Consider the following 15,022-nt stretch of genomic DNA (forward strand, 5'->3'; position numbering starts at 1 on the left):
TTCAAATGGGTGGGTCGATGATCGAGGCTCCATTTCAATTCGAGACCGGGGCCGCGACCGATACGGGCCGCGTGCGCGATCACAATGAAGACAGTTATCTGACACTGCCCGAAGCCGGGGTTTGGGTGGTGGCCGATGGCATGGGCGGGCATCATGCGGGCGATTTTGCCAGCCGGACGATTGTCGAAAGTGTGGGGTCTTTGGGCCGCCCGGTTTCCGCGCCCGATCTGCAAGCGCGGTTTATGGATCGGTTGCTGCGCGCGCATCAGTTGATCCAAGATCAATCGGCGCTGTTGAATGGGGCCACGGTGGGGGCAACTTTGGTGGCGCTGCTGGCGTTTGATCAGCATTTTGCTTGTGTGTGGTCGGGCGACAGCCGGATTTATCTGCTGCGGGCGGGGCAGTATACGCAGGTCACGGTGGATCATACCGAGGTGAATGAGCTGTTGCGCACTGGCGCGATCACGGCGGAGCAGGCGCTGACGTGGCCACGGCGCAATGTGATCACGCGGGCGATTGGGGTGCATGAGAAACCTCAGACGGATGAGCGTTCGGGTGGGCTGGCGGATGGCGATGTGTTTTTGTTGTGCTCGGATGGGCTAACGGAGCATATCGAAGATCGCGAGATGGCCGAGGCTTTGGCGCAGTTTGCGCCCCAAGCCGCCTGCGATGCTTTGGTGCAGCTGACCTTGCAGCGCGGCGCAAAGGATAATGTGACGGTGGTGGTGGTGCGGGTCGCTGCTGCGAGGGCGTGGTCATGAGTGACGCCTCGGACAAAGGCCCGAACCATGCAACCACGGTGTCTTCCGGCACTTTGATCATGGGCACCTATGAGATTGAGCGGCTGATCAATTCAGGCGGCATGGGTGAGGTGTATCGTGGCCGGAATATCCACAATGACGAGCCTGTGGCGATCAAGATCGTACTGCCATCGTTGGCGCATGATCCAAAGATCGTGGCTTTGTTCCAGAAGGAAAGCACCACGCTGTCGCGGCTAAGCCATGAGGCGATTGTGCGCTATCATGTGTTCACCGTCGATCCGACCATCGGGCGGCCTTGCATGGTGATGGAATTTGTCTCTGGCACTTCGATGTCGGACCGCATTGAGCAAGGGCCGATGCCCGTTGAAGATGTGCGGGTGATGCTGCGGCGGGTGGCCTCGGGGTTGGACAAGGCGCATCGGGCCGGGGTGGTGCATCGCGATCTGTCGCCGGACAATGTGATTTTGGAAGATGGCCATGTGGAACACGCCAAGCTGATCGACTTTGGCATTGCGAAAAGCACCGCTTTGGGGGCGGGGACTTTGTTGCAGGGGCAGTTTGCGGGTAAATTCAACTGGGTGTCGCCGGAACAGTTAGGCGCGTTTGGCGGCACGGTCGATGGGCGGTCGGATATATACTCGCTGGCTTTGGTGACGGCGGCGGCGAGCAAGGGTGAAGTACTGCCGATGGGGGCGTCGATTGTCGATGCTGTGGGCAAACGCTCGGGCGTGCCGGATTTAACCGGGGTGGATGAAGGGCTGGTGCCGCTGCTGTCGTGGATGTTGCAGCCTGATCCGGCTTTGCGGCCTGAGAGCATGGCGAAGGTGATGGCGGCGGTGGATAATCCGTCTCTGGTGCCGCAGATTGCTGCGCCTGCGCCGAAAGCACCTGATCCGAACCGCACGGTGATTGGCGGGGCTTTGCCGATCCAAGAGCCTAAGGTGGTGTCGCTTGCGCCCGTTGCGGCTGCGGTTTCCGTGGCACCGGTATCCGTGGCGCCTGTAGTGAAAACCTCGGCTCCGGTTGGGGCGACGATGATTGCGGCTGTGACGCAGGCCCCGGAAAGCGAAGATGTCAGTCCGTTTGGGGCGCCGGGGGTGGCGGCGGTTGCACGGCACGCGCAGGTCGAGCCGCTGGTGGGGAAAAACAGCAAAAGCGGCCTGATCGCGGTGTTGGCGCTGTTGGCTTTGGGCGGCGGGGCTGCGGGGGCGTATTTCGGCGGGGTGTTTGACAGCAAAGTGGTGCCTGTGGCGGGGGAGACTCAGGCAGAAGCCGATGCGCGGGTGAAGGCTGAAGCGGAAGATAAAGCCGCCGCTGAACAGGCCACAGCCGAGGCGAAAGCGACAGCGGATGCCGCAGCGGCGAAGGCGGTCGAGGACGCGGCGGCTGTTAAGGCTGCGGCAGATGCCAAAGCCGCAGAGGATGCGGCCAAGCAGGCGGAGGCTGCAGCGCAGAAGGCGGCCGAGGAGCTTGCCGCACAAAAAGCCGCTGATGAGGTGGCGGCGCAGAAAGCGGCTGACGAGGCAGCGGCGCAAAAAGCCGCCGAGGACGCCGCAGCTCAGCAAACGGCGGCGCAGAAGGCTGAGGCGGATGCGGCGGCCAAGAAGGCTGCGGAGGCGCTTGCGGCGAAACAGGCGGCAGACGCGGCAGCGGCGCAGAAGCTTGCCGAGGAAGCTGCGGCGCAAAAAGCGGCGGATGAGGCTGCGGCTAAGCAAGCGGCAGAGGCGCAAAGGCTGGCTGCCGAGGCAGAGGCACAAAGGCTGGCGGAGGAGGCTGCAGCTAAACAGGCTGCAGACGAAGCGGCAGCCAAGAAAGCCGCCGATGAGGCTGCGGCAAAGCAGGCAGCGGAGGCTGCGGCGCAGAAATTGGCGGATGAGGCGGCTGCGAAGAAAGCCGCAGAGGAAGCTGCGGCCAAGGCCGATCCGGTGGCGATGCAGTTGGCGTATCTGGCGGGTGTGCAGCCGCCGCTATGTGCTTTGGTGACGCTGAAGGATGCCAAGGCCTCGGGCTTTGGGCTGGAGGGTTATACGGCGGACCCGGCGGCTTTGGCAGGGTTTGTGAAGGACTGGCAGGCGGCGACGCGGACCACGCCGGACCTTGCGGTCCACCCGATCAACACCGCGCAATGCCCGCTGATTGAATTTGCCACCCACTACTCCGCGCCGGATGTCGATCCGCTGGCGGTGGTGATGCAAGCGACGGGGGAGGTGGTGAAAAGCAGCGCCAATGTCAGCGGCAAGGTCGAAGGGCTGGAGGGTCGAAATTTTGCGCTGTTCATCTTCTCGGAGGGCGGCGGGGCGACCAATCTGAAACCTTGGACCACGATGGGCAGCGATGGCACCGCCAGTTTTGAGTTTAACCTGACGCTGGAGGCAAATGCGCCGCCCGCACCGCAGATCCTGGTGGCGATGGTGACGGATAAGCCGTTGCCTGCGCTGGACAAGGTGCCTGCGGGGGTGACGGCGCAATCGCTGATGCCGTTCCTGGAAAAACAGTTGGAGAAAGCCGGGGTGAAACCGACGCTCAGCTTCGCCTATTTCCGGCTGGAGAACTGAACGGGGGGCGGCTGCCAGCTTTTCTTGCCAGATTGCTGCGGCTTGATGTAACGTTGCAGGTATCCGGGGTTATTTTCCCCAGCCTGCCCGTTTTACGCCTATTTTTGAAAGCGATATCCAGATGCCCACGACCTTTTCCCAAGACAATCGCATCGGTCGGATGTTCACGCCATTGAAGGCGAACGACTTGGTGCTGATTGAATTTTCCGGCAGCGAAGCGGTGAACGCGATCAGTCAGTTTCGCGTCAAGGCGCTGTCCGCCAAACCGATTTCAGAGATCGAGCCCTTGCTGGGCGAAGCGATTGCAGTTCAGATTGTCACCCCGCTGGGCGACGTGCGGGATTTTCATCAGATGGTGGATGCGATCCGCTATCTGGGGCCAGAGGGCGATCACCACATCTATGAGTTCGAACTGCGGCCGTGGTTCTGGCAATTGTCACGGCGGACCAATTACCGGATTTTCCACGAGGTGAACGTCGTCGATGTGATCCGAAAAATCGTTGATGAATACGGCAATTCTGATGTGGCGGGCTTTATTGACCTGACTGTCGGCAGTTTTCCTGAAATGGAATATGTCGTGCAGTACAACGAATCCGACATGGATTTCCTGTGCCGCCTGATGGAGCGCTTCGGGATCAACTACCATTTCCAGATGGAGCCGACGCGGCACACCTTGGTGCTGACCACCGGCGCGGATGCGTTCAGCGATGCCCCGGCCTCTGCGCGCGCGTTCAGCCCTTTGGGCAGCCGGGGCGATGCCACCGCAGAGCATTTCGATGCCTGGTCGCCGCAGCGGCAGTTGACCACGGGATCGGTGCGGCTGACCGATTACAACTTCAAGACCGTCTCGGCGCAGATGGAGGTGACGCGCGAGAATTTGCGCGGTTTTGTCGGCGTAAATATGGAAAGCTTTGGCTATCCCGGCGTCTATTTGACCCCCGGAGAAGGCAATCCGATTGCGCAGCGGCGTCTGGATGCCTACCGGATGGGCGATGCGACGGTGCGGGCGAACGGCAATGCAGCCAGCCTTGGCGCAGGGATGAAGTTTCAGCTTTCGGCGCATTCCGATGCTGGGCAGTTGGACGAATATGCCGTGCTGGCGGCGCAGCACTTTGTCTCAAACGGCACGTTCCGTTCGGGCGGGGGTGTGGCTGCGGACACCGCCTATCAAGGGGCTTACGTTCTGACGCGCAGTGCCAATCCGATTGCGCCACAACGCTTAACCCGGCCACCGCGCGTGCTGGGGCCACAGACGGCGGTGGTGGTCACCGGAGCCGAGGGCGACATTGACGAATTTGGCCGCATCAAGGTCAAGTTTTTTTGGGCACCTGACGAGGTGTCAATGTATTGTCGGGTGTCACAGATTTGGGGACAGGATGAATGGGGAACGATCTTTATCCCGCATGTCGACATGGAAGTGATCGTTGAATTCCTAGACGGCGACCCGGATCGGCCCTTGGTGACTGGCTGTGTGTGGAACGAGAAAAATCGCCCGCAGATGCCGGACAACCACCTGACCAGCGGCTTTAAGACTGTGCGCAACAACCAGCTTTTCTTCTATGACACCGAGGGCAAGGAAGAAATCTACATCCGGGCGCAGCGGGATATGACACGGGTGGTGATGCATGATGACAAATCCACCACCCACGGCAAACAGGTGCTGAAGATTGACGCCAGCAAAAGCGAAAGCGTGGGCGGCAGTTCTTCATCCTCGGTCGGCGGCGATATGTCTACCTCGGTCAGCGGCGCTGAAACCCATAAGGTGAAGGGCAGCCTGTCGATCGAATCAAAAGAGAAGATCGAGTTGAAAGTGGGGAGTTCCAGCATCACCATTGATCAAACCTCGATCAAGATCAAAGCTTTGACGGTGGAGGTTGAAGCCACCGCCGAGTTGAAAACCAAAGCGGGGGCGATGGCCACGCATGACGGGGGTGCGATGATGGTGATCAAAGGCGTTCTGGTGACGATTAACTGATGGGCAGCGCATCTGACACCACTCCGCCCGTCACCATTGCGCCTGCACCGGGGCTGCGGGTGCAACTGGGGCGTCAGTTGTTCGGCACCATGCCGGAAATGGCGGATGATATTGTGGCAAGGCCGGGGGAAGGCGAGCATGTGTTCGACTTTTGCCGTCGGCTGCGGTTGGGGGAGACGCCGGAGGAGGCGATCTCGCTGATGGCCTTTGCTTTGCAGCCACGCCCTGCGGTGTGGTGGGGGCATGAATGTCTGAAGGCAGCACCAGAGCTGTTGACCGATCAGGACCGTGAGATGTTGGCGCTTTGCGAGGCTTGGGTGGCGGAACCGACCGAGCCCAACCGCTATCTGGCGCTGGATGCGGGGCTGCATGTGGCGGTTCGCGGGCCGGGGGCGTGGCTGGCACTGGCGGTGGGCTGGGCTTCGGGCTCGATGGCACCGGAAGGCCTGCCGCCCGCACTGGTTCCGATGTTTGCGATTGGGCGGGCGTTGAATGCGGGGGTGTTGACGGCACTGGCGCGGGTGCCGCAAGACAAGCGGCGGCGGATGCTGGACCATTACGTTGGCATGGCCGAGGTGCTGGCAAAAACTGTTTAAGCCGCCTATCTTAGGTCTTGCCCCTGTTGGAATACTCCCGAAATGAAACTGACCCTGCGGATTGAGAATTTGGATAGCCTGCCGGATGGCGGGCCGCTGGAGTTTTCGGCTGTGGCGCGCGGCTTTGAAGTGGGTCGCGATTCCGCGATGGATTGGACGCTACCTGATCCGAACCGCCATATTTCCAGTCGGCATTTTGAGGTGACGTTTCGCGATGGTCAGTTCTGGCTGAACGACATTTCCACCAACGGCACGTTTATCTATGGCGCGTCGATGCGGGTGTCGTCGCCCTTGGCGCTGAGCCATAATGAGCGCTTGCAGGTCGGACAGTATATCATCCGGGTGTTGGTGGTGGACCCGGCGGTCTCGGCCTTTGCAGCGCCGCCGCTGACCGCACCAGTGTCCGATCCGTGGAGCCTTGCGCCCAGCCCGTCGCCGATGCCGCAGTATTCAACCACGCCGCTGCCGCCGCCAACGCGGCCATCGCAGGCACTGGCCGGGCAGTTTGGCGATAGTTTCGTGGAAAACCCGCGGTCTGCGGCCTTTGTGCCGACCACGCCGCCGCAGAATGTGCCGATTGCCCCACTTATCAGCCCGTTGCCGCAAGCGGTGACAACGCCGCCTCCGGTGGTGAATGCGCTTCCGCCCGCCCCGCCTGCCTCTGAACCGTTTCCGCTGCGGCCCGTTCCCGCACAGATCGAGGCCCCGGCCGAGGCTTTGCCGCTGTTAGACGCGATCTGCAAAGGCGCTGGCTTGCCTGCGGGCAGTTTGTCGAAGGTGGATGTGGCGCAACTGGGCGAAGACATTGGCAAATCTTTGCGCATCGCCACCGAGCAAATGATGGCGCTGTTGGGTGCGCGGGCGGCTGCGAAGCAGTTTGTGAAAAGCTCTAGTCGGACAATGATCGGCGGAATCAACAATTCGCCGTTGAAGTTCAAGCCCAACGCCACCGAAGCGCTGACCACGATGTTTGCGCAGAAAACCGAGAGTTATTTGGGGGCGGTGGCGGCGTTTTCCCAAGGCTTTGATGACGTGAAACGCCACCAAACGGCGGTTTATGCGGCGATGCAGCCTGCGCTGGCGCGGTTGCTGGAAGACCTTTCGCCTGAGTCGATTGAAGAACGCTCCACCGGTGGAATCATGTCCTCCAAAAAGGCGCGGGCTTGGGAATTGTTCGTGGAACGATGGGATGCCAAGACCCATCCCTATGAAAACGGTATGTTGGATGTGTTTTTGGCCTATTTTTCCGACGCCTATGACGAAGCGGTGAAGTCCGCCACTCCGAAAAACGCCGGTTGACCATGCCGCGCTGCGGCGCTAGCCTTCACATAAGTTTTGCAAAGGACCGACAATGACTGCCGCATTGATCACCCTTCTCCTTGGCACCGGCCTGCTGGCCGCTTTGCCGAAACCGCAGCCTGCGCGTGTTGCTGCGAACCGCAAGTAACCTTGCCCCATGCGGCTGGATGATCTGATCAAGCCGATCTCGCCGGACGCGCCATGCGGTGAAGACTTGCTTGCGCTGGATGACCCGGATTACTGCGACTATTACTTCAACGTCGAAGACCGTCTGCCCACCAGTTATTTCAACATGGTGCGCGGCACGCTGTTTGATCCCAAGTCCGTTGATCAAAAGGCCGAGTCGACGCAGCTTGACGGCTTGCTAAAGCGCAGCCGAGATTTGCGCCTGTTGGGGCTGGAGGCCAAGTTTCAGATTCTTGCCGGGCGTTTCAAGGGCTTTGCCGATGCGGTGATGGGGTTCGCCGGGCTGATTGAAGCTTATCCGGGCGATGTGCATCCGGTGGATCGGGTTGATCGGCAGAACGCGATTGAGGAACTGAACGCCCTCGCCACGATCGCCGCGCCGCTGGACTATGCGATTTTGCTGACCGACAAGCGGGTTGGCGACATTTTCTATCGCGGCTACGGCACTGCTTCGGGCAAAATTCCGACGCGTGAGGGTGAGCAGCCGGGCGACGTTGGCAGCATCACCGGGGCGCTGAGTTCTTCAGAAAACGCCAAGGCTGTCGATGCTCTGTATGAGCAGCTGAAGGGGCTGCGGGCGGCGATCAAGACCATGATTCAGCTGTGCCAATCTAGCACGCCGCCGTTCTCGCCCAAGCTGGATCGATTGGACGATAAGCTGGCCGATATTCTGGCGATGGTGGTTTCCGCCCGCGGCGATCTGGGGGCTGAAGCGGTCCCGGTGATTGAGGGGGCCGAAGGCGAAGCAGGCGCGGCGGTTGCAGCGGGTGGCACCACCACGATCACGGTGCAAACAGGCACGGCTGAGGTGCCAAACCATCGCGTGGCCTATCAGCTGTTGCAAGCGGTCGAGCGGTATTTTGCCACCACCGAACCCGCGTCTTTGGCATTGGTTCTGGTGACTCAATCGCGGTTGTTGATCGGGCGGCCTCTGGTGGAGGCACTGGACGCTTTGCTTGAAAATTCAGCAGGTTACGCCTCGATCAGCTTTGGCACCGAGACTGGCTTTGCGATTTCCATGGCGCGGATGCGCGATTTGTCGGGGCAGGCGAATATCACATCAGATGATTTCTCGACGCCCGATGAAAATGATCCGCCCGCGCCCGAAGTGGTCAGCCGCGATCATGCGGGGCAAATCCTGAAGCAGATCGAAGATTTCTACCGGATGCGCGAACCGGCCAGCCCGATTCCAATCCTACTATTCAAAGCCCGAAATATGCTGTCTAAAGACTTCCACGCGCTGGTGCGCGAATTGATTCCGCCTTCCTGATTTCGGCTAAATTTTGCCTGACTGACCACCGTTTCCTTTGACCAAATGCCCGTTTCTGGCGCAGAGTTGAAATCTGTTGACTTGTAGCGCCGGTGCGGCTTTCCTTTTCGTATTAGACAGGAGAATTGTTATGGCCTCTTCCGATTCAGCCACCGGCTTTATCAAACGCAATCGACCGCCGCGTGTGCAGATTTCCTACGCTGACCCGATTGAAGCAAACAAACAGGTCGAACTGCCCTTCGTGATGGGCATCATGTCCGACTTGTCAGGCAATGCCAGCAAGGTCGAAAAGCCCCCGGTCGCTGATCGTGAGTTTACCGCCGTGACCTCGGATACGCTGGATGACTATATGGAAAGCGTCTCGCCCGGTTTGGCGATCAACGTCGACAACAAGCTTGACGCGGAACAGGGCGGCAAGCTTTCGGTCAACCTGAACTTCAAGAAAATGGCTGATCTCAGCCCCGGCGAGATTGCGCGGCAAGTGCCTGCGTTGAACAAACTGCTGGAAGCCCGTCAGCAGCTGGCGAACCTTGCCCGCTATATGAACGGCAAGTCCGGCGCGCAAGAGCAGTTGAAGCAGTTGCTGGCTGACCCGGCGCTGATGGCGGCTTTGGATGAACGCCGTGCTGCCGCAAAGCCCGAAGGCGAAGAATAATCCTGAATGGCCGCCGTTGCAGGCTGCTGATTACACAAGACATTTTTTAGGACATCGACATGGCAACTGAACTGCAACAAGACGGCGGAGCCGGTGGCGCCCTTCACGAGCTGGATGAATTCTCTGCGATCCTGAAGCAAAACTTCAAACCGCGCAGCGATGTCGCCGCGCGCGAGGTTGAAAACGCCGTGGGAACGCTGGTGCGTGAGGCTTTGGCCGATGAGACCGTGATCACCGACGATATTCTGGACACCATCGACAAAATGCTGGCCAAGATCGACGAAAAGCTGTCGCAGCAGGTCAACGAGATCATCCACAACGCCGAATATCAAAAGCTGGAAAGCGCATGGCGCGGGCTGGCCTATACGGTGAACAACACCGAGTCGGATGCGACGCTGAAGCTGCAAGTGATGAACATCTCGAAAACCGAGCTGGACAAAGAACTGCGCGGCTATCCGGGCGCGAAGTGGGACCAAAGCCCGCTGTTCAAAAAAATCTACGAGGCTGAATTTGGTCAGCTCGGTGGTCAGCCGTTCGGCGCGCTGGTCGGGGACTTTGCCTTCGACCATTCGTCGTCTGACGTACGTCTGCTGCGTGATCTGGGCAAGATTGCTGCCGCCGCCCACGCGCCCTTCATCACCTCGCCCGCGCCGACCCTGATGGGAATGGACAGCTGGAACGAGTTGGGCAATCCGCGCGATCTGTCCACCGTGTTCGACACACCGGATTATGCGGGCTGGAACTCGCTGCGCGACTCGGAAAACTCGCGCTATATCGCGCTGGCGATGCCACGGGTGCTGGCGCGCGCACCTTACGGTCAAAACGGCGAGCCGGTGGAGGAGTTCAACTTTGAAGAAACCACCGACGGCCATGAGGGCAAGCAATATGCTTGGATGAACGCTGCCCATGCGATGGCGGTGAACATCAACCGCGCCCATAAGGAATATGGCTGGACGGTGCAAATTCGCGGTGTCACGTCGGGCGGGGAAATCACCGCCCTGCCGGTACATAATTTCGATACCGGCGATGGCTCCACCGATATGAAATGCCCGACCGAATTTGCCATTAGCGACCGCCGGGAAGGCGAGCTTTCCAAATCGGGGATCATGCCACTGATCCACCGCAAGAACACCGACCGCGCCGCATTCTTGGGCGCGCAATCGTTGTACCGACCGAAGAAATACCAGAATGAGGAGGCCACGGCCTCGGACAATCTGTCTGCGCGCATCCCTTACATTTTTGCGATTTCGCGCTTCAGCCATTATCTGAAGTGCATGGTGCGCGACATGGTCGGTTCAAACCGCGAACAGGCGCAGCTTGAAAAAGAGCTGCAAAACTGGATCAACCAGTATGTTCACGGCAACCCTGGCACCGCATCCGAGCGGGAAAAGGCTCTGATGCCTTTGGCTGCGGCCAAGGTCGAAGTGATCGCGGATGAAGAAAACCCCGGCTACTATGTCGGCAGATTTTTCCTTCGTCCGCACTACCAGTTGGAAGGCATGGATATCGGGATGAGCCTGGTCTCCAAGCTGCCTTCCGGCAAATAAGTCGCGGTCTGGGGCGCAGACACTCATACGGTCGCCCCGGACAGCTAAAGTTACATTCAAAGGAGAGTACAGATGGCCGGAACAGACATTTTTCTGAAGGTTGGCGGGAATATCAACGGTGAATCCACCGATGACCAATTCAAAGAGCATTTGAACATCGACAGCTATGGTTGGGGCGTGACCCAACAAGGCACGTTCAGCGCCGGGTCGGGCGCGGGCGGCGGCGCGGGCCGTTCGATGGTGCAGGATATGCATTTCACCAAGCTGATCTGCAAAGCCTCGCCCGAACTGATGATCGCTTGCGCTACTGGCAAGCACATCCCGGATGCGACTCTGTACGTGCGCAAAGCCACCGGCGACAAGGCGATGGTGTATTTCCAGTTTGTCATGAAGGACGTACTGGTGTCGTCGTATCAGACCGGTTCGGGCGGCGGTCAGGGCGCGTTGATCAACGAGCAATTCTCGTTCAACTTCCGCGAACTGACCCTGACCTACTGGCAGCAAACCGCCGCTGGTGGCCAAGGTGCCAAGGTGGAGAAGAAATACGACCTCGCCACCAACAAAGCCTCCTAAGTGCAAAGGCCGGGCAAGTGCGCTTGCCCGGCCTTCCCCTTCGATCACCGCTTGACCTATCACCGCTCTCAGGCGACCTGATCTTAAGAAAGTCGGCCTATGGCAGAGCGTGACGGCATTTTCCAAGTCTCTTTGATGAACGTGTTCCGCCAAGCCTCACGCGAGCGGGATGCTTCGGCGCGCGATGACACGCTGACCGATGGCGATGGCCGGGTGCTATCGGCCCGAAGCATTGAGCGCCGCGAAGGAGCGGGACAGGCGACCTTGCGCGATCATCTGGCGATTGATCTGGGCAACCTGATGGCCACCGTTCATCTTGAAGCCTCTATCCCATTAAACGGTTTGGATTATGTGAAGAAGTCGATTTTGAACTACGGCATCCCCGACATGTCGCGGCTGACGGTGGATGATCACCGCCACAGCCAAGTCGCCCGCGATCTGCGGGACGCATTGTTGGCGCATGAACCACGTTTGATCGCCGAAACCTTGGTGGTGAAAATGCGTGGACCTGAGGCGGACGCGGCGCAACGCATCGCCTTTGACATCACCGCCGAAATGGCCGCGCGCCCGGTCGATGTGCCGTTGGAATTTGTCGCCGAGATCGACACCGGGGCGGGCAAAGTCGCGCTGTCGAACCTTGTGGTGCGCGGATGAACCGGGCATTTCTTGAGGCATATAATCGCGAATTGGCTCTGCTTTATGAAGGCGCCAAGGAGTTTGCCGAGGATTTTCCGGGTATTGCCGAGCGCTTGGGTGGCTTGACGCAAGACAATCTTGACCCTGCTGTGGCGGGCTTGCTGGAGGGTGCGGCGTTCATGGCCGCCCGCGTGCAGTTGAAGCTGGACACTGAGTTTGACACCTTTACCAGCGAATTGCTGGATCAGCTTTTGCCGAACTTCATGGCGCCGACTCCCTCGGCCATCCTCGCGCAAGCCGATCCGAATTATGCCGAGGATGAGCTGGAGATGGGTAAGAATTTCCCGGCCGGGGCCTATCTCGATGCACGTTATGTGGATCGGGATCAGCGGATTTCCTGCCGTTTTCGACTGTCTGCCCCGCTGACTTTGTGGCCGCTGCGGCTGACCACGGCGCGGTTTGTCTCTGGCCCGACCGGGTTTCAGGCCTTGGGGCTGGATGTTGGGGCGGATACCGCAGGTGGGTTGATTCTGTCTTTCCTGCGGCCAGCCTCAACTGTGCAGAAGGACAAGCCCGGAAAACCTGTTGCCGCGATTCAGGCCGACATGCTGCCGATATATCTGACAGGCGATCTGGGCGAGCAGATTGCGATTTATGAACATTTATTCACCAACACCATCCGCGCCACGATCCGCTATCTGGATACGCGTGGCGATCCGGTTTTCATGCGGCTGGAGCCGGGCTGGTTGGATCAGATCGGCTTTGAGGATACCGAAGCGATCTTCCCCGAAGACACCCGCGTGTTCCGTGGCTTCACGCTGCTGCGTGAGTTTTTTCTGTTTCCGCAGAAATTCTTAGGCTTCCGCCTGCAAAGCCTGCGCAAGGTTTTGCCGCGGATTCCGGCGTCCGGTTTTGATTTGATGATCGAGATGAACGCGGTGCGCCCCAGCCTGCCCGCCCGGATCACGGCTGAGAATTTCCGGCTGTTTGCCGCCCCGGCGATCAACCTGTTTGAGGAAAACTGCGCGCAGGTGAAGCTGGACAGCTTGCGGCACGACTATCTGGTGAGCGCCGATTCCAGCCCCGCCTCGCATTACGAAGTGCATCGGATCACCGAAGTTTTCGCCTATTACGCTGGCGTGAAAACCAAAATCCCGGTGCATCCTTTGTATGGGATGCCCGCCGACGTTATGGCCCCGCGTGAGGCGCTTTATTACACCGCCAAGCAACGCCCCCGGCGGTTGACGGCGAAGGAGAAACGCTTCGGGCAGGTGCAGGGCTATACCGGCACCGAAAGTTTCATCTCGATCTACGAACCGGGGCATCTGGACAGTGCCGAGCGGGTGAAGCGGTTACAGATCAAACTGCTCTGCTCCAACCGCCACTTACCGCAATATCTGCCGATTGCTCAAGGCGGGGCGGATTTCCGGCTGAACGATGACACCGCCGTGCCACTGCGCTGTATCGCAGGGCCGACCAATCCGCGTGAGTCGGTGCTGGAACTGGACGAAAGTGCGCCGCACCGCGCCAAGGCGGGGCCAGTGCATTGGCGGCTGATTTCCTTCCTGTCGCTGAACTTCCTGGGGCTGGATAATCGCGGCAGCCGGGATGAGGCGGCGGCGTTGCGCGAATTGTTAACCCTGTTCGCGGATGTCTCCGCGCAGATCACCGAGCGGCAGTTGCAAGGGTTGAAAGCCGTTACCTCGCGCCCTGTCACCCGCACCATTCAGCGCGCAGGCGGCTATCACGCGGCACGGGGCACGCAAGTGACGTTGCGGTTTGACGAACGGGCGTTTGAAGGCTCGGGCGTGTTTCTGCTGGGCGCGGTGCTGGATCGGTTTTTCGCCGAATACGCCAGCATCAACAGCTTTACCCAACTGGTGCTGACTTCGGATCAGCGCGGGGTGATAAAGACTTTCCCGCCGCGCACCGGGCAAGGACCGCTGCTATGAGCGCGCGTCGGGATGATCTGAAAGCCGACCCCGCCGCCTTTGGCTTTTTGGCGCTGATGCGGGAGGTGGAACGCGGTCAGCCAGAGCGGCCTCGGATCGGGCGGAATAGCAATCTGCGCGAGGAAATCGTGCGGCTGGGGCAGGAACCGTTTCAGGCCTTCCCCGACCGCAACGTCAGCCAAGTGACGGAAAGCGCCGAAGGAAAGCTGCGGGTGCGCTCAAACTTCCTTGGCTATTTCGGCCCGCAAGGTGCCTTGCCGATGAACACCACGGCGGAAGTGCAGCAGTGGTATATGTTCAAGGACGAGGCGTTTGTGCGCCTTGCTGATCTGTTCACCAATCGGTTTCAGCAGTTGTTTTTCCGGGCTTGGTCGGATGCACGCGGCATCACGCAATATGATCACCCGAGCGATGATCGGTTTCAGGGCTACGTTGGCGCTGCGGTAGGCTTGGCTTCACCGTCCTTGCAAGCGCGGGGCACCGTGCCGGATATGGTGCGGCTGCCGCTGGTGGGCATCGCGATGGCACGGGTAAAAAGCCCGGTGCGGCTGCGGCAGATTTTGGAAAGCCTCTGCGGCGTGACCGTTGAGATTGAAGAAAACGTGCCGGTCTGGCTGGGGTTTGAGCCTTCGGATTTAACCCGGTTGGGCGCGGCCAATTCCGGCCTTGGGCGTGATTGTCGGCTAGGATCACGCGTGCAATCGGTGAATGAGAAGATCCGCGTGGCGGTGAAAACCGAAAGCCTGCCGCAGTATCAAAGCTTTCTGCCGGGTGGTTCCAACTTTCAGCGCCTGACCGAACTGCTGTTCACATATCTCGGGCATGAGACGGAAGTGGAAATCGCGCCGTCTTTGCCCGCCGATCAGATCAAGGGCGTTGCCTTGGGCAAAAGCGGCGCTTTGGGGTGGACGGGGTGGATCGCACCACCACAAGCCCCGCCCGGAACCTACCGATCCGACGCCGTTTTCGCCTCGGACCGCCGCACCGCCTGACATTTGAAAACTGATTTGAAGGGAA

General features: G+C 59.7%; 12 protein-coding genes. All 12 read left to right on the forward strand.

Features of this window, described 5'->3' with window-relative positions; all coding sequences use genetic code 11:
- Positions 1 to 17: 17 nt before the first annotated feature.
- The 12 genes from ACS5RD_RS01225 (at position 18) to tssG (ending at position 14,997) form a co-directional block, all read left to right on the forward strand.
- Positions 18 to 761 (forward strand): PP2C family protein-serine/threonine phosphatase, encoded by a 744-nt coding sequence (locus ACS5RD_RS01225; RefSeq protein WP_489929644.1) that lies wholly within the window; start codon positions 18 to 20, stop codon positions 759 to 761.
- The gene (locus tag ACS5RD_RS01230) at positions 758 to 3,316 is read left to right on the forward strand and encodes a serine/threonine-protein kinase (RefSeq protein ID WP_489929645.1); all 2,559 of its coding nucleotides are present in this window, start codon (positions 758 to 760) and stop codon (positions 3,314 to 3,316) included. Before ACS5RD_RS01225 ends, ACS5RD_RS01230 begins: the two co-directional genes overlap by 4 nt.
- A gap of 121 nt (positions 3,317 to 3,437) precedes the next feature.
- On the forward strand, positions 3,438 to 5,291 hold the full coding sequence (locus ACS5RD_RS01235) for a type VI secretion system Vgr family protein (RefSeq protein WP_489929646.1): 1,854 nt from the start codon (positions 3,438 to 3,440) through the stop codon (positions 5,289 to 5,291).
- A complete protein-coding gene (locus tag ACS5RD_RS01240; protein ID WP_489929647.1) occupies positions 5,291 to 5,887 on the forward strand; it encodes a DUF6931 family protein in 597 nt (198 codons plus the stop codon). The genes ACS5RD_RS01235 and ACS5RD_RS01240 overlap by 1 nt, the downstream gene beginning before the upstream one ends.
- A gap of 42 nt (positions 5,888 to 5,929) precedes the next feature.
- Positions 5,930 to 7,186, forward strand: a complete 1,257-nt coding sequence (tagH, locus tag ACS5RD_RS01245; protein WP_489929648.1) for a type VI secretion system-associated FHA domain protein TagH — start codon at positions 5,930 to 5,932, stop codon at positions 7,184 to 7,186.
- Positions 7,187 to 7,343: 157 nt separating this feature from the next.
- Positions 7,344 to 8,642 carry a type VI secretion system protein TssA gene (locus ACS5RD_RS01250; protein ID WP_489929649.1) on the forward strand — a complete coding sequence of 433 codons (1,299 nt, stop codon included), beginning with the start codon at positions 7,344 to 7,346 and terminating at the stop codon, positions 8,640 to 8,642.
- A gap of 130 nt (positions 8,643 to 8,772) precedes the next feature.
- Entirely contained in the window at positions 8,773 to 9,297 is a 525-nt protein-coding gene (gene tssB, locus ACS5RD_RS01255; protein ID WP_054008451.1) for a type VI secretion system contractile sheath small subunit, read from the forward strand.
- 59 nt (positions 9,298 to 9,356) lie between these two features.
- Positions 9,357 to 10,844 carry a type VI secretion system contractile sheath large subunit gene (gene tssC, locus ACS5RD_RS01260; protein WP_489929650.1) on the forward strand — a complete coding sequence of 496 codons (1,488 nt, stop codon included), beginning with the start codon at positions 9,357 to 9,359 and terminating at the stop codon, positions 10,842 to 10,844.
- Positions 10,845 to 10,916: 72 nt separating this feature from the next.
- Positions 10,917 to 11,417: an Hcp family type VI secretion system effector gene (locus ACS5RD_RS01265; protein ID WP_489929651.1), complete on the forward strand. Its 501-nt coding sequence runs from the start codon at positions 10,917 to 10,919 to the stop codon at positions 11,415 to 11,417.
- Positions 11,418 to 11,516: 99 nt separating this feature from the next.
- Positions 11,517 to 12,071: a type VI secretion system baseplate subunit TssE gene (tssE, locus tag ACS5RD_RS01270; protein WP_489929652.1), complete on the forward strand. Its 555-nt coding sequence runs from the start codon at positions 11,517 to 11,519 to the stop codon at positions 12,069 to 12,071.
- Complete coding sequence (gene tssF / locus ACS5RD_RS01275) at positions 12,068 to 14,005, forward strand: type VI secretion system baseplate subunit TssF (protein ID WP_489929653.1); 1,938 nt, start codon at positions 12,068 to 12,070, stop codon at positions 14,003 to 14,005. Before tssE ends, tssF begins: the two co-directional genes overlap by 4 nt.
- Entirely contained in the window at positions 14,002 to 14,997 is a 996-nt protein-coding gene (gene tssG, locus ACS5RD_RS01280; RefSeq protein WP_489929654.1) for a type VI secretion system baseplate subunit TssG, read from the forward strand. The genes tssF and tssG overlap by 4 nt, the downstream gene beginning before the upstream one ends.
- Positions 14,998 to 15,022 lie beyond the last annotated feature (25 nt).

This window comes from Cypionkella sp. PAMC25878 (assembly GCF_058135695.1).